Genomic DNA, 18265 nt, shown 5'->3' with positions numbered 1-18265 from the left:
GGCCATCACGATGCTTCGCCGCAACTTCCTTCGCGCCACCCTGAGTCTTTCCGCTGCCGCGCTGGCCGCCGCTTCCATGCAGGCCTTCGCCACCGACGCCGTGTATCCCTCGCGCCCGGTACGCATTGTCGTACCGGTCGCTCCCGGCGGCAGCGCCGACAAGCTGGCGCGCACGCTGGCCACCAAGCTCAGCGAGAAATGGCAACAGCCGGTTGTGGTCGACAACGTCGTCGGTGCCAGCGGCACCATCGGCGCGTCGCAGGTAGCCAAGGCAAAACCCGACGGCCATGTACTCTTGCTCGGCGGCGAAGGCGTAACGCTCAATGCATCGCTGTTCAAGAACCTGCCCTATGACACCAGCCGCGCCTTCCGCGGCGTCACCAAGGCGGTAGTCAATCCGCAGGTGCTGGTGGTCAGGCCTGATCTCGGCGTGCGCAGCTTCCAGGAATACGTATCGCTGGCACGCCGCAAGCCGGGCGAACTGGCGCTGGGACTACCCGGCAATGGCGGCATCGCGCACGTCGCGCATGAAATGCTTTCGCGCCAGGTCGGCATTAAAGTCAACTACATCCCATACCCCGGCGGCGCGCCGGCTACTGTCGACCTGCTTGGCGGCCATATCGACGCCACGCTGATCACGCTGGCGGCGGTGACAGACTATGTACGCGCCGGCAAGCTCACCGCCTTGGCGGTCACGACGCCTTACCGCTCCAAGGCGCTGCCGCAGGTACCCACGCTGGCAGAAGCCGGTGCGGCGGGTTTTGCCGTGGAGAGCTGGCAGGGCCTGCTTGCGCCCGCCGCAACGCCGGCCGCCGTGGTCGAGCGCATCAACCGCGATGTGGCAGCGGTCCTGCATGACCCCGCTACGCGCAGCCAACTGGAAGACGCGGGCTATGTGGTCGTCGCCTCGTCGGCGCAGGAACTGGATGCCACGCTCACGCGCGACCTGCCCAAATACGCATCGGTGATCGCCTCGTCTGGCATTGCCCTGCGGTGATCAGCGGCCCTCACACAGGAAGCGACATGACCCATTCCACCGTCGCCCATGCGCTGCGCTGCCTGGCTCAATGTTACGGGGTGATGAAATCGCTTTGGCGCCGTGAACTACCCGTGGCCATAAGCGTCTCAGTGTTTCCCCCATTGTCTTATCGAATGTATGCACCAATAATCCTGCCCTCAGCCGGCACTGTATTGGTACAGCGCGCTCGATGGCCATGTTCAAAAACAACAACATAGGAGGTCCACATGTTTCGATTCGAGTACGGGCCGACCAATGTCTACGCGCAGCTTGGCTTCGCGGACGCTGAGGAAATTCCGCTCAAGGCGGAAATCGTGAAAGACATTACGGTATGTATGAGAGCCGCAGGCATTACCTTGTCCGACGCAGCGGCCGTGTTCGGGACGCTTCAGTCGGATCTCGCCCTGGTTCTCTGCGGGAAGTTTCAAGATATTCGCGCAGATGAGTTGCGCGGTTGGCTCGCTCGCCTTACCTCCCGGTTGTATTGATTACTGTGCAATGACCAAAAGAGAGTTGTCTGGCCGCGCCGATATCTTGTTATTGCGATTGGGCCTGTGACAGCGCAGCTTCGACGATCTCCACTACCGCCACCCGCATCTAGCACCAGCCACCCACGTAAGGTCTCAGGCAAGCGGTATGCAGTCCCGGAAGTCCTCATGCAGCTTTCGCACGGGCACCATGCATGCCTGTGGGTCGGCGGATACCAGCGCCGCCATCTGCGCCGCCAGGCAGACCAGCACGTTCGCGTTGCGGATGACGTTGTCAACAAGTTCATCCGTGTACCCGGCACCGGATCTTGCCATTGGGTGCATGCCGCCATGCGTGAAGCTATGTAGTGCACCCCAGTCCAGCGCGCGATACTGGTCAAGATTGGCGATAACATCCTGCACTCGCGGCTCCCCCAGCTTGAGGAGCTGGTCGAACATGGCGTTCACCCCCGGCGCCTTTTCGGCTGCACGCCCTGAATCCTGAGACAGTGGCTCGTGATACTGGAGAACCCACTTCTCGTCAGCCGCTTCCAGAAGCCAGGCGCCCCGGACCAATGTCTCAAACTGCGGACGAAACAGCGCCATTGCTGCGTTCGGCAGGCCGATACTGAGCAAGGCAAGTGCCCCCGTGGCATGCTCAACCGACATGAGCGCACATTGATAGGCTGATACCGCCCTCGTATCTTCGCTCGGCTGCGAATTCCCGATGCACGCGACGGCCGCTTTGTGGAAAGCGGCCGTACGCTCCAGCAAGTCACCCTGCATTTCAGCCCTCATTGTCGCTTGCCCCCGTATTGCGCATTGCCTTGCGGAATGAACTCGCGCTCGTCTCGCGACCGGAGACCAAGCGAGACCTCTCGATAGCTGGCAGTGCAGGGTAATGACATGGGCTTCCCCCAAAGAGATGCCTCGGATTCTATAGCTTTCGCGCCCACTGCACGCACGTTCTCGCGCACGGCCAGCCGCCGGTCATCACCAAGACCCCGCACACCCGGTTTCTCTGTTACCGGACCTTTGCCGTGGTGCACTGCGCCCAGACGCTAACGGCGATCTGGTCGCCTGACCGGCGCGTGCAAACCTCTCTAAGACATGCTTACTCGGCTGTGTGCACCAGCCCGCCCCCACAACGTCATGTGCGTAAAAATGCATACTCTGAAACCAAAGTTTCACGTTTAATTTTGTTTGACACTAAAGTTTCATTCACCTATATTTCTGAAACCGAAGTTTCATCCGGACCCAATCATGACCCCATCGTTGCAAGACAAGATCCTCGCGCTCCACGACCAGCTCACCGAAAGCGAGCGCCGCCTGGCCGCTGTCACCCTCGAGTGCATCGGCAACCTTGCGGCTTACTCGGCAACCGAGCTGGCGCAGAAGGCCGGCGTTTCCAAGGCGACGGCCGGACGGTTCTTCCGCCGCCTTGGCTACGAGAATTTCAACGAGGTCCGGTCCCTTCTGCGCGACGAATCCGACCGCGGCTCACCGCTGTATGAGTTGGCCGGCGTCCAGGCCCCAGCGGACGAGCAGGCGCCGCTGGCGCGCCACCTCGCCAACGACATGCAGAACCTCGCCCACACCTTCGACCGCCTGAATCCGGCCGACGTCGAGCGCGCCGTCGCGATATTCGCCGATGCGCGGCGGGTCTTCATCGCGGGCTTTCGCAACGGCCGCGTGCTTGCGCAATACGCGTGGGCGTTACTGACCCAGTTGCGGCCGCATGTGACGCTAGCGCCGGGCGCTGGCCTGAACCTCGCCGAAGACCTGGCGGACCTGGGCGCCGGCGACGTGCTGCTGGTGATGGACTTCCGCCGACGCGTGACGCTGCTGTGGCCGATGGTCGCCCACGCCAACCGCGTCGGCGCCAAGGTCGTGATCCTGACCGACCCCAGCGCGACGGATCTGCCGGCGCGCTCCGACGTAGTGCTCCGCTGCGTCAACCACGGCGCCGCGGTATTCGACTCCTACGTCGCCGCCGTCAGCCTGATCAACCACCTTTGCACATGCCTCGCGCTGGTCCTCGGCGACGCGGCGCGCGAGCGGCTCGAGGAAATCGAGTCACTCCATGACCACTACGGCGACCTCCATCGCTAGATCCCAACCAAGGAGACTGTCTTGAATCATCCGCTCCCCAACCTGAAGCTGCAGTGCGCCCTGAACCCGGCCGCCACGCCCGGCGCCCCCTACGGGTCCCGCCAGCAAGCCGTGCTCGGCGGCGAAGCCTTCACCCGCGCGGCCGCGCAGATCCGTCGCTGGCCGGGCTACGCGCCGACGCCACTGGTCGCCCTCGACGGCCTCGCGCGTGCCGCCGGTGTCGCCCAGATCCTCTACAAGGACGAAGGCGGCCGCTTCGGGCTGGGCAGCTTCAAGGCACTGGGCGGTGCCTACGCGGTCAGCCGCCTGCTGCTGCGCGAGATCGCCAGCCGGCTAGGCGTGAGCGACGTGTCGGTAGACGATCTCCTGTCGGGCCGCTATGCCGACGTGGTCCGCGACATTACCGTGACCTGCGCCACCGACGGCAACCACGGCCGCTCGGTCGCCTGGGGCGCGCAGCGCTTCGGCTGCCAGTGCGTGATCTATGTCCACGCCACCGTCAGCGAAGGCCGCAAGGCGGCCATCGAGCAGTACGGCGCGCAGGTGGTCCGCACAGCCGGCAACTACGACGACTCGGTGCGCCAGGCGGCCGACGATGCGGCGCGGCTGGGCCGCTTCGTGGTGTCCGACACTTCCTACGAAGGCTATATGGAGGTGCCGAAGGACGTGATGCAGGGCTACGCGGTGATGGCCGACGAGGCGCTGCATCAGTTGCCGGACGGCCAGCTTCCGACCCATGTCTTCCTGCAGGGCGGCGTGGGTGGACTCGCAGCCGCCGTGTGCGCGCACTTCTGGGAAGTACTCGGCGACAAGCGCCCGCGCTTTATCGTGGTCGAGCCGGACAAGGCCGCCTGCCTGTATGAAAGCGCGCGCGCCGGCAAGCCGGTGGCGATCCACGGCGACCTCGACACGGTGATGGCCGGTCTCGCCTGCGGCGAAGTCTCGCTGCTGGCGTGGGAAGTCCTGCATCCCGGCGCGCATGCCTTCCTGACCATTGACGATGCCTCCGCGCTCGACAGCGTGCGCCTCCTGGCCGACGGCCGCTATGGCGATACGCCCATCGTGGCCGGCGAATCGGCGGTCGCGGGGCTGGCCGGCTGCCTCGGCGCGATGGCCGATGCCGCCGTGCGCGAACCGCTCGGCCTGACTGCTGCCAGCCGGGTGCTGGTGTTCGGCAGCGAAGGCGCGACCGACGTGGAACTCTACGAGCGCATCGTCGGCCGCCTGCCGGAAGACGTGAGGAAGGCAGCGTGAACGCTACCCTCGACCTTGAACAGACGGCGCGAATCGACCTGCCCCGCCTGCTGCGGCGGATCGCCGCGCTCGGCGAAGTCGGTGCCATCGACGGCGGCGGCGTCTGCAGGCTCGCCCTGACCGACGAGGACGGCGCCGGGCGCGACCTGGTGGTGTCGTGGATGCGCGAGCTGGGCTTGTCGATCAGCATCGACGGCATCGGCAACGTGGTCGGCGTACGTGCCGGCCGCGAAGACCTCCCGCCCGTGATGACCGGCTCGCACATCGACACCGTCCGCACCGGCGGCCGCTACGACGGCAACCTCGGCGTGCTCGCTGGCCTGGAGGTCATGGCGGCGCTCGACGACGCCGGCATCGTCACGCGTCGCCCGCTGGCAGCGGCCTTCTTCACCAATGAGGAAGGCGCGCGCTTCGCCCCCGACATGATGGGCAGCCTGGTGTTCCAGGGCGACCTTCCGCTGCGGCAGGCGTTGGATACGAAGGGCATCGACGGCACCACGGTCGGTGAGAACCTCGCCCGGATCGGCTATGCCGGACCGGCGCCGGTGGGCCGCAACCGCGTCCATGCCTTTGTCGAGTTGCACGTGGAACAGGGACCGGTGCTGGAGCATGAGGGCATCACCATCGGCGCGGTCACCGGCGTGCAAGGCATCCACTGGACCGAGTTCACCGTCGAAGGCACGTCCAACCATGCCGGCACCACGCCGATGCGGCTGCGCCACGACGCCGGCCTTGTCGCCGCGCGGATCGCCTGCTTCGTGCGGGACCTGTCGCGCGAACTTGGCAGCGCGCAGCTCGCGACGGTCGGCCAGGTGCAGTTCTTCCCGAATCTGGTCAACGTGATTCCGAACCGCGCGGTGTTCACGGTCGACCTGCGCAATACCGACGGCGCGGTGCTTGCCGGGGCCGTGCAGCGCACGCTGGCCTATGCGCAGGACATGGCGAAGGCCGAGGGCGTGCGCCTCACCCAACGTACGCTGGCTGACTTCGCACCGGTGGCGTTCGACGAAGGCATGGTCGCCCGCGTCGAGGCCATCGCGCGCCGCCACGGCCACAGCGTGCGGCGCATGCCGAGCGGCGCCGGGCATGACGCCCAGATGCTCGCCCGCATGTGCCCCGCCGGCATGATCTTCGTGCCGAGCGTGGGCGGCCTTTCGCACAACGTCGCCGAACTGACCCACGACCACGACATCCAGGCCGGCGCCGACGTGCTGCTCGACCTGATGCTCGAGCTGGCCGCATGACATTCACCGCATAACTGGAGACACCCCATCATGTCCCGCTTCGTCCACGTCGCCGCAGCCCAGCTCGGCCCCATCCAGCGCAGCGATTCGCGCCGCGACGTCGTCGCCCGCTTGCTGGGCCACCTGCACCACGCCCACGAGATGGGCTGCCACCTCGTGGTGTTCCCCGAGCTGGCGCTGACCACGTTCTTCCCGCGCTGGTACATGGAAGACCCCGAGGAGCTCAACGCCTTCTACGAGCGCGAGATGCCCGGCCCCGAGACCCGCATCCTGTTCGAGACCGCCGCGCGGCTCGGCATCGGCTTCTACCTCGGCTACGCGGAACTGGCGGTCGAGGGCGGCGTCGAGCGCCGCTACAACACTGCCATCCTCGTCGGCCGCGACGGCAGGATCGCCGGGAAGTACCGCAAGGTGCATCTGCCCGGCCACGACCAGCATGAGCCGTGGCGCGCCTTCCAGCACCTCGAGAAGCGCTACTTCGAGCCGGGCGACGACTTCGGCGTCTGGCAGGCGTTTGGCGGCGTGATGGGCATGGCGCTGTGCAACGACCGCCGCTGGTCGGAAACTTATCGCGTGATGGGCCTGCAGGGCGCCGAAATGATCCTGCTCGGCTACAACACGCCCGTGCACAACCCGCCCGCGCCGGAACACGACGACCTGTCGATGTTCCACAACCACCTGGTGATGCAGGCCGGCGCCTACCAGAACGGCACGTGGGTGGTCGGCGTGGCAAAGGCCGGCAAGGAGGAAGGCTGCGAGATGATCGGTGGCACCTGCATCATCGCGCCGTCCGGCGAGATCGTCGCGGCCTGCTCGACCAAGGGCGACGAGCTGGCCATCGCGCGCTGCGACCTTGACCTGTGCCAGTCGTACAAGACCACGACGTTCAACTTCGACCGGCACCGCCGCCCCGAGGCCTACGGCCGCATCACCAGCCAGCGGGGCGCCACGCCGCCGCAAGCCGTGGCCGCGTAGCCGGCACCCTTCCCCGCCCCCTTCGCGAATAAAAAAATAACGTGATGCAGGCGCTTCCGGGCGCCCGCAGGGGGCGTTGTTGTCTCGCCAAATCCAAAGGAGGAACATAGTGAGCGATTCCCTGCACTCCGCGCAGACGCTGCGCACCCCGGCCACAACCCCGAACACCGGGACCACGGACACGATGGCAGCGCACGATCACGCGCTGTACCGCAAGGTGGCCTGGAGACTGCTGCCTTTCCTGATGGCCTGCTACGTGGCTGCCTTCCTCGATCGCGTCAACGTCGGCTTCGCCAAGCTCCAGATGCTGGACCAGTTGAAGTTCAGCGACACGGTGTACGGTCTTGGCGCCGGCATCTTCTTCATCGGCTACTTCCTGTTCGAGGTCCCCAGCAATGTTCTGATGCACCGCATCGGCGCGAAGAAGACGCTGGCGCGCATCATGATCTTGTGGGCCTGCATCTCGGCCTGCATGGCGCTGACGAAAACGCCGACGCAGTTCTACGTGCTGCGCTTCCTGCTCGGCGCCGCCGAGGCCGGCTTCTATCCCGGCATCATCCTGTACCTCACCTACTGGTTCCCGTCGCACCGCCGCGGGGCGGTCATCGCGGTATTCATGACCGCGGTGCCGATGGCCGGCATCCTCGGCGGGCCGCTGTCCGGCTGGATCATGGAGAGCATGCACAACCACTACGGCTTTGCCGGCTGGCAATGGATGTTCCTGCTCGAGGCGATTCCATCGATCGTGCTGGGGCTTGCCGTGGTGTGGTATCTCGACGACCGCATCGCCGACGCGCAGTGGCTGAGCGCAGCCGAGAAGCACCGCCTTGCGCACAACATCGCGGCAGAAAAGGCGGCCAAGATCGAACACGTGTCGCTGCTGAAGCTGTTCCGGGACCGCCGCGTGATCCACATGGCGCTGATCTGCTACTGCACGGTCTCCAGCCTGTCGGGCCTGGCGTTCTGGATTCCGTCGGTGATCCGCTCGACAGGCGTGGTCTCGCTGCTGGACGTGGGACTGCTGACGGCGATCCCGAACGCGTTCGCGGTGGTGTCGATGATCCTGGTGTGCCGCCACTCGGACCGGACGCGCGAGCGGCGCTGGCACATGGTGGTGCCTTTCCTCGTCGGCGGCGCCGGGCTGGCGCTCAGCACGCTGTTCAGCCACAACCCCACGCTCGCGGTGGCGATGCTGTCGGTGGCTGCGGCGGGCTGCATGGTCTGCTCGCCGCTGTTCTGGAGCCTGCCGACCGCATTCCTCGAAGGCCGCAGCGCGGCGGCCGGCATCGCGGCGATCAATGCCTTCGCCGGCCTCGCCGCCTTCGCCAGCCCCTACGCGATCGGCTGGATCAAGGACCTGACCGGCTCGACCGACTGGGGTATGTACTTCCTCGCCTCCTTCACCGTGATCGGCGCACTGCTGGTGCTCCGTGTGCCGGCCACGCTGGTCAACCGCTGACAACAAGAGAAATCCGACATGATCGATCAAGCATGCAATATCAGTGACGTCGCCACGCTGGCGCGCGAGATGGTGCGCATTCCCAGCCTCTCGGGCCAGGAGGGCGACCTCGCCGCGCTGCTGATGCGCCGCATGTCCGAAGCCGGCTTCACGTCGGTGACGATGGATCGCAACGGCAGCGTGCTCGGGCTGATCGGCCCCGAGGATGCAGACGTGGCGCTGCTGTTCGACGGCCATATGGACGTCGTGCCGGTCACCGGTCAGTGGCGCTTCGACCCGTTCGGCGGCACGATCCACGACGGTCGACTGCACGGGCGCGGCAGCACCGACATGAAGGGCGGCATCGCCGCGGCGATCTGCGGCGTCGCGGCGGCAGCGCGGACACGGCCGCTGCGCAAGCGCATCGCGGTTTCCGCCAGCGTGCTGGAGGAAGTCATCGAAGGGCACGCGCTGGCGTCGGTGCTGGGCCGGTGCGATCCCGCGGCGGTGGTCATCTGCGAACCGTCGAAACTGCAGGTCAAGACGGGACAAAAGGGCCGGCTCGAGATCGGGCTGACTTTCCACGGCAAACCGGCGCATGCCGCGACGCCCCACCTCGGTGTCAATCCGCTGATCGCCGCCGCGCGCGCGCTAACCGCGCTGGAAGGACTGCAACTGCCGACCGACCCGGTGCTTGGCGCTGCGCTGCTGGTGCCGACGGACATCGTCTCGTCGCCTTATCCATCGATCTCGATGATCCCGACCTCCACCACCATTCGCTTCGACCGCCGTACCCTCGACGGCGAGACGCGCGAGGACGTTCTCGGTCAGATCGACGCCTGCCTGCGTGCCGCCGGTCTGCACAACTTCTCGCTGGCGGTGTCAGCCGACGAAGTGCGAACCTTTACCGGCGAATCGGCGCGACCGACCCGCTGGCTACCGGCATGGCAGCAGCCGGACAGCGCCCCGCTCGTGCAAGCCGCCGTGCGTGCGATCGCGCAGGCGGGCCGCTCACCACAGGTCGGGAGCTGGGCGTTTTGCACAAACGGCTCCGAGTCCGCCGGACGCCGCCGTATTCCGACCATCGGCCTGGGGCCGGGGTGCGAGGAGGATGCGCACACCATCGATGAATCGATCGCGCTGGAACAACTGGAGGGGGCGCGGGAGATCTATCGCAACCTGGTGTTGGAATTGGCCTGACGGGACGACGCCGGCCAGGTACATCGACTGGCCGGTCAGTCCGCCGCCTGGTCGCAGGCCCGCTGGAGCCGGACTATACCGGACTCGGCGTCTGGCGCAGCGTGCATGCGCGACTGAAAGACCTCACCGCGAAGATCATGATGATGGGTACCGGCAAGCGGCTCGGCATCATGCCGATCAGCGACGACCAACTGTACCTGTTCGGCACGCTGCCCGAGCCCGCCGGGCAATGGTATGAGCGCGACGATTGGCCGGCGATGATGCAAGCCCGCTTTGCGGAGTTCGGCGGCCCGGCGCGCCAGTTCCTGGACGCGCTCTCGGCTGACGCCAAAGTGCTCTACACCGCCGTGGAAGAGGTCGCCGCCCCGCTGCCCTGGCACCGTGGCCGTGTGATCATGATCGGTGACGCCGCGCACGCCTCCACACCTTTCACGGGACAAGGCGGCGCGATGGCGCTCGAAGACGCGGTGCTGCTGGCGGAAATGCTGTCGCGCGACGTCGGCGTGGAGGCCACGCTGCGAGCCTTCGGTGAGGCACGCTATCCCCTGTGCAAGTTCGTGCAGGACACCTCGCGCAAAGTCGGCGAGACCGGGGCGCAGGAAGACGCGGCCAGCCTGAGGGCGCGCAACGAGACGATGCGATGCAACGCACAGCGGCAGGTGAACGACTTCTACGCGCGGATGGATGCGCTACGCCTGCAATTGCCCGCGGCGGAGTCCTGCTGACATGCGGGGTTAAAGGCGCGGGCGCCTACGCGCGCCTCCCTGCGCGCAGACACGAACCTCTCGCAGCCCTCGCGATAATGGTCGATGAACTCGATCACCCTTTCGAGGTGGCGCCTGTCTCCCGGACGCATACCTGCTCACCAGTCGTCAGCGGAGCGCGTTAAGTCGCCTACTGAGCCCTGGGCGAATGACAACGAAGGGTTGAAGCGGCCGGCCGCTACCTGCCGGCCACCGTCCCTTGCCGGCCAAATGGATCCCTCCCGGAGATGGCCCCACTCGACAGCGGCGACTTGGGATCCGGGCAGTGAAGAGATAGCAGACGCTCTCTACCAGGAGTGAGCAGCGGTGGGAAGGCTCACTCCCGCCGGCGGGTGACTGAGAGAATCCGCCAGCCATGGTCACTGGACCACGTAGCGTCCCGGCCGGTGGTTGGTTGCCAGCACGAAGTTGAGGACAACGGCACCGAGAATTGAGAGGGCGACGCGCGGCCATGGAACGGTCAGCAGTGCCGCTGCGACGATCGCCGCATCCACCGCCATCTGAATATGGCCAGCACGCCAGTTGAGCCGTTCCTGAAGCACGAGCGCAAGGATGCCCACACCACCGAGGCTTGCCCTGTGCCGGAACAGGATCAGGAATCCGTTGCCCAGTAGTGCGCCTCCCAGTGTCGCGGCAAGCGTCGGATCGAGCGTGGCGAAGCTGAGCCAGCGCGGCAGCAAGTCGGCTTCGACGGAAAGCAGCAGCACGGCCACAAACGTCCGGAAGGTGAACGTCCTGCCCATGTATTTCCACGCAAGCCAGTAGAAAGGCAAGTTGAGGATGATGAACGCCAGGCTGAATGGCACGCCGCCGAGGTAATGGGCAAGGAATGCCAGACCAGCCGTACCGCCGGACAGCAAACCTGCCTGCTTGAACATGGTTACCGCCAGTGCGACAAGCAGCGTGCCTATCAGCAGTGCCTGCAAGTTCTCGATGGGAGTGTGTCGGGCGATTGCAGGCTTCATGGCGGGGGGCGAAGGCAGCTTCGAGAGCTGCCCATCAGGATGAGTCGGACGCGCGTCGGGCTACGACTGGCAAAGTGTAGCGGCGCTGGACGAGGCCTCGCATGATCCTGGTCAAGTGTCAGCCGCCAAGCTACAGGTTCGTCCAGCACCGACTGCGTCGTCCGGCCGATCGTCGCCGGACTGTCTCGAAGCAAACTGCCGCGAACCATGCTGCATAAAGCACTTTAATGAGCCCTCCTCGATCCGATTCCAATGCGTGCGACGCGACCCTAGCGCCCGTCCTCGACTGGTCGACAGGCATTGGCTGCCACTGAGCTTTTCCTTATGTCGGCAACTACTTGCGGCGCCGGAGGCACCTCGCGTACCTCACTGTAGACATCGACCATCATGACCGGGCATGTCGGACACGCAACCTCCATATGTTCAAAAATTTCGAACATCTCCTTGATTATGGCTCCCCCTTGCCGACGGCATCCAACCTATCATCCTTCCCACCAAGAGGAATTACAGATTCACACGGTTTGATGATCTTCCTCTAACCAACCCTGGAGCCCCTACAAATGAACTCGACCATCACCCGTCTTTACCCCGCCGGCCGTGCCCTGCTTGGCGTGCTGTTCCTGCTCTCCGGCATCTTCAAGATTGTCGGCTTCGCCGGGGTTGCCGCCTGGATGGCCAGCGCCGGTCTGCCACTCGCAAGCGTCCTGCTCGTCATGACCATCGCGGTCGAGGTCGGCGGCGGTCTGACCCTGATCACCGGCTGGAACGCACGCTGGGGCGCCCTGGTGCTGGCGCTGTTCCTGGTGCCCGTCAGCCTGGTCTTCCATGGCTTCTGGAGTGCCGACGTCGCGAACTACCAGAACCAGTTCAATCACTTCTTCAAGAACATTGCCATCCTCGGTGGCATGCTGGTTGTATTTTCGATGGAATCTGCACGCGCGCAGGTCAAGGCGCAATAAGCGGTCGGCGGGAGTTGGCTCATCGGAGCCGACTCCCTGTCGTCACGACGATGGACTGTCTGCATACAACTAACGCGAATGGTGCACTGATGTCACCGTAAGCTTCTGAAATGATCGGTAGCTACGTTGCTTTGCCTTCGGCTCACGCGGTCCTACTCCCTGCAGACGCGGGCGTTCGAACTCTGCTTTCGGTTGGGCTTGCTCGCAAACCCGAAGCGCTCCGGCCGCGGCGGCAACCCGGCTGCTGACCGGCAATTCGGCCGGCCAGCTTTGTCCCGATCCGTCAAGCCGGTGGCATCTGGGATCAAGCGCAACATGGAAAAGCCGCTCACAATAAGTCCCACGATGTATCGACTCAAGGAGGAATCGTGGATCTCAAATTGGCCGGCAAGCGCGCCATCGTCACCGGTGGCAGCCGCGGTATTGGCAAGGCAATCGCGCGCCACCTCGCCCAGGAGGGGGTAGATCTCGTTCTCGCCGCACGGGGGCAGGCAGCACTGGAGGCGACAGCGGCCGAACTCGCGGCCCAGACGGGACGCCGCGTCGTGGCACTGACAGTCGACACCGCCAGCCAGGCGTCCGTCGACGCCATGGTGGAACAGGCCATCGGTGCCTTGGGAGGCATCGATATCCTGATCAACGCGGCGGCACTGCCTGGCGGCATTTCACCAGCGACGGCGCTGGAACAGATCGTCGATGCGGAGGCGCTGGAAGACATCAACATCAAGGTCATTGGCTACCTGCGCACGGCACGCGCGCTTGCGCCGCACCTGATCGCCAATGGCTGGGGCCGGATCATCAACATCGGTGGCCTGGCCATCTATCGCACCGGCCGGCCCGTGGCGACCCTGCGCAACGTGGGCGTCGCGGCTATCACCAAGAGCATGGCCGACGAACTGGGCCCGAAGGGCATCAACGTCACCGCCGTCCATCCGGGCGCCACCCGCACGGAGCAGACGGACCCCGCCACCGAGGCGCGCGTCGCAACGTGGAACACCCTTGGCCGCATCGTCGATGCCGGCGAGGTGGCAAACGTCGTGACATTCCTCGCCTCACCGCTGAGCGTTGCCATCAACGGCGCTGCCATCCCGGTAGGTGGCGGGCTGCCGGGCGAGATTCACTATTGAGAGCGACGCTGACTGCTACCCTTCTGCTCTCCTGTCACGCCGCCGCCAGGCCGACACGCTGAAGCCGAAGCGAGCGCAGAACCATCTGGAAAAGGCGCTCAACGAAGAAAAGCCGAGCAGGACTGCCACGTCCGATAAGGGCCGTTCGCCTTGCCTGACATAGCGTGAAACCAGTTCGAGCCTGACTTCGTCGACGATAGACTGGTAGTTCTGCCCGTGGCGCGCGAGGTGGCGATGCACCGTCTTCCGGTCGATGCCAAGTTGCTCGGCCACGCGCTCCGCCCCGCACTCTCCAGACGGGAGCAGGGCATACACCAGTTTCCTCACTTTGTCGGGCATGGTGTCGTCTGATCGCGCCAGCTTGGCGTCGAGGAATTCGCGCGCATGACGGGCCAGCGCCGGGTCATAGGCCGGGCCTGGCACGTCGAGGTCGGTGGCTGACAGCACGATGCCATTGAAATCCTGCCGGAAGCGGACGGGCACGCCAAACAGGCGCCGGTGGGTGGCCAGGCTTGACGGTGCCTCGTGGGTGAACATGACGCTGCGCGGCTTCCATGCCGGCCCGAACAGCAGGCGTAGCAAGCGGAACCACAGGCAGACAACAAGTTCCGTCGATTGCCGCGTGGACCCTCGCACGCTCACCAGGAACTCAAGCCGGATGAGCGCAGTCTCGCCCACTTCCTCGATCCGCAGGTCCAGCGCCTCGTTCAGCAGGCGGATATAACGCGCCATCGCTTCAAGCGCCGTGCGCAGCGTCGCCTCCTCGCGCATCACGATGGACAGTGGCCCCAGGCTGGCAAGCGGCCGTGCTTCCGCCACGCGCAGGCCAAAGTCCTCCAGCCCGGCCAGCCGGGCCGACTCCTCCAGCAACCGCATCACCGACTTCGTCGGGACGCGGATATCCGGGTCGACCAGGACCGTGGGACTGATGCCGGCCTGCCGGAGCTGTCGGTAGGGATCCAGGCCTGCCTTCAGGGCCACATCGACGAAGTTCGTCAGGCTTGCGTGTTGCAGTAGCGTCGACATAGGAATTACCCGGAGTGCCCCAAAAGGTAAAGTTCCTGCCCCAGAATGTCAACTAGCCGGACACACCTTCTCCAATACTGGCCCGCATGCCGTGACGCATGACCCATGCAGCGCGCAACGGAAACCCGAAACGGAGAAAGAGATGCCCCACGCAATTCGCATGCACGAGACCGGTGGACCGGAAGTCCTTCGCTGGGAAACGGTTGAAGTCGGCGACCCCCGCCCGGGCGAGGTGAGACTGCGCCATGAAGCGGTCGGACTCAACTTCGCCGACACCTATTTCCGCTCGGGCCTTTATCCCATGCCGCTTCCGTCCGGCATGGGCGTGGAAGCCGCCGGCATCGTGGAGGCCGTCGGGAAGGGCGTCATGAACGTCACGGTTGGAGACCGCGTCACGTACACCGGCTTCCTCAACACCATCGGCGCCTACAGCACCGAGCGCCTCGTGCCGGCCGCGCCGCTGATCCGGCTGCCGGACGGCATCTCCTGCGAGACCGCGGCGGCCATGACGATGCGGGGCCTGACGTCGTCCTACCTGATGCGCCGGATCTACAATTTCAAGCCGGGCGACACCATCCTCTTGCACGCGGCGGCGGGCGGCGTGGGCCTGATCGTCTCCCAGTGGGCCAGGCTGCTCGGCCTGACGGTGATCGGCACCGTGTCGAGCGAGGCGAAGGCCGAGATCGCGCGCACGCACGGCTGCGACCATGTCATCAACTACAGCCACGAGGACGTGGCCAGGCGCGTGCGCGCGCTTACCGACGGCGTGGGGGTCAACGTCGTGTTCGACAGCGTGGGCAAGGACACCTTCGATGCCTCGCTGGACTCGGTCAAGCGGCGCGGCCTGATGGTGTGTCTCGGCACTGCATCCGGTCCGTTCCCGCTCTTCAACCCGCAGATCCTGGCAACCAAGGGCTCGCCCTACCTCACCCGTCCCGCCCTGGCCGACTACATCGTCGACCATGCCGAGCGCGACGCGCTCGCGGGCGAGCTGTTCGGCCACGTCGCCGCAGGCCGGATCCGGATCGAGATCAACCAGCGCTACGCACTCCAGGACGCCGCGCAGGCGCACCGCGACCTGGAGGCGCGCAAGACCACCGGTTCGTCGATCTTTACCGTGTAACGGGGGCCCCCATGCGCGTCGAGCCACTCACCTGCGCCATCGGCGCCGAACTGACCGGCATCAGCCTGGCCGATGCCATCCACGATGACGGGATGTTCGCCGCCATCCGCGAGGCGTTGTTCAGGCACCGCGTGCTGTTCCTGCGCGACCAGAACATCACGGCCGCCGGGCACGTGGCGTTTGCCCGCCGCTTCGGCGAGTTGGAGGACCATCCGGTTGCAGGCAGCGATCCCGAGCACCCCGGGCTTGTCCGGATCTACAAGAACCCCGACCAGCCCAGTCCGCGCTACGAGAATGCCTGGCACACAGATGCCACCTGGCGCGAAGCGCCGCCGCTTGCCAGCATCCTGCGCTGCCGGGAGTGTCCGCCGGTGGGCGGAGACACGATGTGGGCCAACATGGTGCTCGCCTACGAGAACCTGCCTGCCCACGTCAAGGAACAGATCTCGGACCTGCGGGCACGCCACAGCATCGAGGCCAGCTTCGGCGCAGGCATGCCGATCGAGAAACGCCTGGCACTGAAGACCCAGTATCCCGACGCCGAGCATCCGGTCGTGCGGACCCATCCCGAAACCGGCGAGAAGGTGCTCTTCGTCAACGGCTTTACCACGCACTTCACCAACTTCCATACGCCCCAGCGCGTGCGCTTCGGGCAGGACCTCAACCAGGGCGGGGCCGAGCTGCTGCGCTACCTGATCAGCCAGGCCTATATCCCGGAGCACCAGGTGCGCTGGCGCTGGACCAAGGACAGCGTGGCGATCTGGGACAACCGCTCGACCCAGCACTACGCCGTCATGGACTATCCGCCGTGCCATCGCCGGATGGACCGCGCAACCGTCATCGGCGACCGCCCGTATTGAGCGGGCCCGACACCGTAGCAGCCCAAGGAGTTACCAACCGTGAGCCATACCGATCCCATCCTGCTCAAACACAAGGTAGCCGTCATCACCGGCGCCGGCCGCGGCATTGGCCGTGCCATCGCACTGGCCTATGCGCGCGCAGGAGCCACCGTGGTTTGCAGCGCACGTGGCGAGGCAGAGATCGCCCTGACGGCGAGCAAGATCCGGGAAGCAGGCGGCCGTGCCATTGCCCAGAGCGCCGACGTTGGCGATTACGAGGCAGTGGCCGCCCTGTTCCGGCGCGCCAGCGACGAATTCGGCGGGGTCGACATCGTCGTCGCCAACGCCGGCGTCGCGACGGAGTTGCGACCGATCGCCGACAGCGATCCGGCACTCTGGCGCAAAACCATCGATATCAACCTGACGGGCGCCTACCACACCGCCCACGCGGCCATCCCCCACCTGCGCCGGCGCGGCGCCGGCAAGATCATCATGATCGGATCCGGCCAGCGCAACCGCCCCGCTCCGGGCTTCTCAGCCTACTCGTGCTCCAAAAGCGGCCTGTGGATGCTCACCCAGTCCCTCGCTGTCGAATTGCAGGAGCTCAACATCAGCGTCAACGAACTGATCCCCGGGCCGGTCAGGACGGAGCTCACGCGCGACGCCACGATGCCGCCCGGCGAGTGGGTCAAGGAGCCGGAGGACGTCGTTCCCCTCGCCCTGTTCCTGGCCAGCATGCCCAATGTCGGCCCCAGCGCGCAGAGCTACAGCCTCATGCGCCGCGCCTGAGGCCCGCGACACAGTGCACAGCGCCCATCCCACACATTCCATTTCCAACGAGGAGACACAGCAATGCAGCAACTACCTCTCGCGTCCGCGCACGCGGCCGGCACGGCGGACCACAGCAAGCGGGCCGGCCGGGTCGCCCTGGTCACCGGTGCCGGGCGCGGCCTCGGCGGTGCCATCGCCCGGCACCTCGGCACCGCCGGCGCGAAAGTCGTCATCTGTGACGTCGACATGCCCGCGCTGGAAGACACTCGCGCCGCCGTCGAGGCAACCGGTGCGGAGTGCCTGGCACTGCGCTGCGACATCTCCTCGAGCAGCGAAGTGGCGGACATGTTCGCCCGCATCGTCGAGCGCTTCGGCACCCTGCACGTGCTAGTGAACAATGCCGCGCGCGCGCCGACCACGGCCGCCGATGAAGTCCGGCGCAACAAGCACTATGCCTATATCACCACGCCGGTGCCGCGACAGTCCCTGGGCTTCACCAGCAACCTGACCGACGAGGAGTGGCTGCGCTACTGGGACGTGAACGTGCACGGGATGTTCTACTGCACCCGCCAGGCCCTGCGCCTGATGGAAGCACAGCGATATGGCCGGGTCATCAACCTGGCTTCCATCGCCGGGTACTCGACCATGAGTGCGCACAGCCCACACTACTGCGCCACCAAGGGCGCAGTCATCGCCTTTACGAAGTCCGTCGCGGCGGAAGTGGCGGGCGCCAACATCCTCGTCAACGCGCTGGCGCCGGGGGGCGTGGCGACGCCGTTCTTCGAGCAATACCTCGACAGCATCGGCGAGGAGGCAAAGCGCCGCTTCTGGCAGGTGATCCCCGCCGGCCGCTTCGGCACGATGGACGAATACGCGTCGATCGCGACGTTCCTGGCGGGAGATCACTACTTCGTCGGGCAGGTCATCAGCCCTAACGGCGGGGCGGTGATCTGAACCGGCACCGCGCGGCCGCAGTTTCATGG

At 65.7% G+C, this 18265-nt stretch carries 18 protein-coding genes; 15 read left to right on the top strand and 3 right to left on the bottom strand.

What is annotated here, in order from left to right:
* Positions 1-10: 10 nt before the first annotated feature.
* Complete coding sequence (locus ABNX08_RS35295; RefSeq protein WP_349607091.1) at positions 11-997, top strand: tripartite tricarboxylate transporter substrate-binding protein; 987 nt, start codon at positions 11-13, stop codon at positions 995-997.
* Positions 998-1245: 248 nt separating this feature from the next.
* Positions 1246-1506 (top strand): XRE family transcriptional regulator, encoded by a 261-nt coding sequence (locus ABNX08_RS35290; RefSeq protein ID WP_022540027.1) that lies wholly within the window; start codon positions 1246-1248, stop codon positions 1504-1506.
* Positions 1507-1641: 135 nt separating this feature from the next.
* Here ABNX08_RS35290 and ABNX08_RS35285 read toward each other — a convergent pair whose 3' ends face one another.
* Positions 1642-2271, bottom strand: coding sequence for a hypothetical protein (locus ABNX08_RS35285; protein WP_041682278.1), 630 nt, complete (start codon positions 2269-2271; stop codon positions 1642-1644).
* A gap of 477 nt (positions 2272-2748) precedes the next feature.
* Between ABNX08_RS35285 and ABNX08_RS35280 the strand changes: the two genes are divergently transcribed.
* From ABNX08_RS35280 to ABNX08_RS35250, 7 genes are all read left to right on the top strand, one after another.
* Positions 2749-3597 (top strand): SIS domain-containing protein, encoded by an 849-nt coding sequence (locus tag ABNX08_RS35280; RefSeq protein ID WP_041682277.1) that lies wholly within the window; start codon positions 2749-2751, stop codon positions 3595-3597.
* Positions 3598-3618: 21 nt separating this feature from the next.
* Positions 3619-4851 (top strand): diaminopropionate ammonia-lyase, encoded by a 1233-nt coding sequence (locus ABNX08_RS35275; protein WP_349607089.1) that lies wholly within the window; start codon positions 3619-3621, stop codon positions 4849-4851.
* Positions 4848-6095, top strand: a complete 1248-nt coding sequence (locus ABNX08_RS35270; RefSeq protein WP_022540023.1) for a M20 family metallo-hydrolase — start codon at positions 4848-4850, stop codon at positions 6093-6095. Before ABNX08_RS35275 ends, ABNX08_RS35270 begins: the two co-directional genes overlap by 4 nt.
* A gap of 30 nt (positions 6096-6125) precedes the next feature.
* On the top strand, positions 6126-7070 hold the full coding sequence (locus tag ABNX08_RS35265) for an N-carbamoyl-D-amino-acid hydrolase (protein WP_022540022.1): 945 nt from the start codon (positions 6126-6128) through the stop codon (positions 7068-7070).
* A 184-nt stretch (positions 7071-7254) separates the two neighbouring features.
* Complete coding sequence (locus tag ABNX08_RS35260; protein WP_349607103.1) at positions 7255-8529, top strand: MFS transporter; 1275 nt, start codon at positions 7255-7257, stop codon at positions 8527-8529.
* An 18-nt stretch (positions 8530-8547) separates the two neighbouring features.
* Entirely contained in the window at positions 8548-9708 is a 1161-nt protein-coding gene (locus ABNX08_RS35255; RefSeq protein WP_022540020.1) for a YgeY family selenium metabolism-linked hydrolase, read from the top strand.
* Between the two features lie 137 nt (positions 9709-9845).
* A complete protein-coding gene (locus tag ABNX08_RS35250; protein WP_349607088.1) occupies positions 9846-10433 on the top strand; it encodes an FAD-dependent monooxygenase in 588 nt (195 codons plus the stop codon).
* Positions 10434-10831: 398 nt separating this feature from the next.
* Here the strand turns inward: ABNX08_RS35250 and ABNX08_RS35245 are convergent, their stop codons facing one another.
* Complete coding sequence (locus ABNX08_RS35245) at positions 10832-11437, bottom strand: YitT family protein (RefSeq protein WP_022540018.1); 606 nt, start codon at positions 11435-11437, stop codon at positions 10832-10834.
* Positions 11438-11997: 560 nt separating this feature from the next.
* Between ABNX08_RS35245 and ABNX08_RS35240 the strand changes: the two genes are divergently transcribed.
* Both ABNX08_RS35240 and ABNX08_RS35235 read left to right on the top strand, forming a co-directional pair.
* The gene (locus ABNX08_RS35240; protein ID WP_022540017.1) at positions 11998-12396 is read left to right on the top strand and encodes a DoxX family protein; all 399 of its coding nucleotides are present in this window, start codon (positions 11998-12000) and stop codon (positions 12394-12396) included.
* Positions 12397-12764: 368 nt separating this feature from the next.
* Positions 12765-13523, top strand: coding sequence for an SDR family NAD(P)-dependent oxidoreductase (locus ABNX08_RS35235; protein ID WP_022540016.1), 759 nt, complete (start codon positions 12765-12767; stop codon positions 13521-13523).
* 15 nt (positions 13524-13538) lie between these two features.
* Here the strand turns inward: ABNX08_RS35235 and ABNX08_RS35230 are convergent, their stop codons facing one another.
* Positions 13539-14549 carry an AraC family transcriptional regulator gene (locus tag ABNX08_RS35230; protein WP_349607087.1) on the bottom strand — a complete coding sequence of 337 codons (1011 nt, stop codon included), beginning with the start codon at positions 14547-14549 and terminating at the stop codon, positions 13539-13541.
* 142 nt (positions 14550-14691) lie between these two features.
* Here ABNX08_RS35230 and ABNX08_RS35225 point away from each other — a divergent pair, with 142 nt between their 5' ends.
* From ABNX08_RS35225 to ABNX08_RS35210, 4 genes are all read left to right on the top strand, one after another.
* Complete coding sequence (locus ABNX08_RS35225) at positions 14692-15672, top strand: quinone oxidoreductase (RefSeq protein WP_022540014.1); 981 nt, start codon at positions 14692-14694, stop codon at positions 15670-15672.
* Positions 15673-15683: 11 nt separating this feature from the next.
* Entirely contained in the window at positions 15684-16532 is an 849-nt protein-coding gene (locus tag ABNX08_RS35220; protein WP_022540013.1) for a TauD/TfdA family dioxygenase, read from the top strand.
* Between the two features lie 39 nt (positions 16533-16571).
* Positions 16572-17300, top strand: coding sequence for an SDR family NAD(P)-dependent oxidoreductase (locus tag ABNX08_RS35215; RefSeq protein WP_349607086.1), 729 nt, complete (start codon positions 16572-16574; stop codon positions 17298-17300).
* Between the two features lie 63 nt (positions 17301-17363).
* Positions 17364-18236 carry an SDR family NAD(P)-dependent oxidoreductase gene (locus tag ABNX08_RS35210; protein ID WP_349607085.1) on the top strand — a complete coding sequence of 291 codons (873 nt, stop codon included), beginning with the start codon at positions 17364-17366 and terminating at the stop codon, positions 18234-18236.
* Positions 18237-18265 lie beyond the last annotated feature (29 nt).

The organism is Cupriavidus sp. DF5525, assembly GCF_040149425.2.
GTDB lineage: Bacteria > Pseudomonadota > Gammaproteobacteria > Burkholderiales > Burkholderiaceae > Cupriavidus > Cupriavidus pickettii_A.
This window is presented reverse-complemented; position numbering and strand designations above follow the sequence as displayed.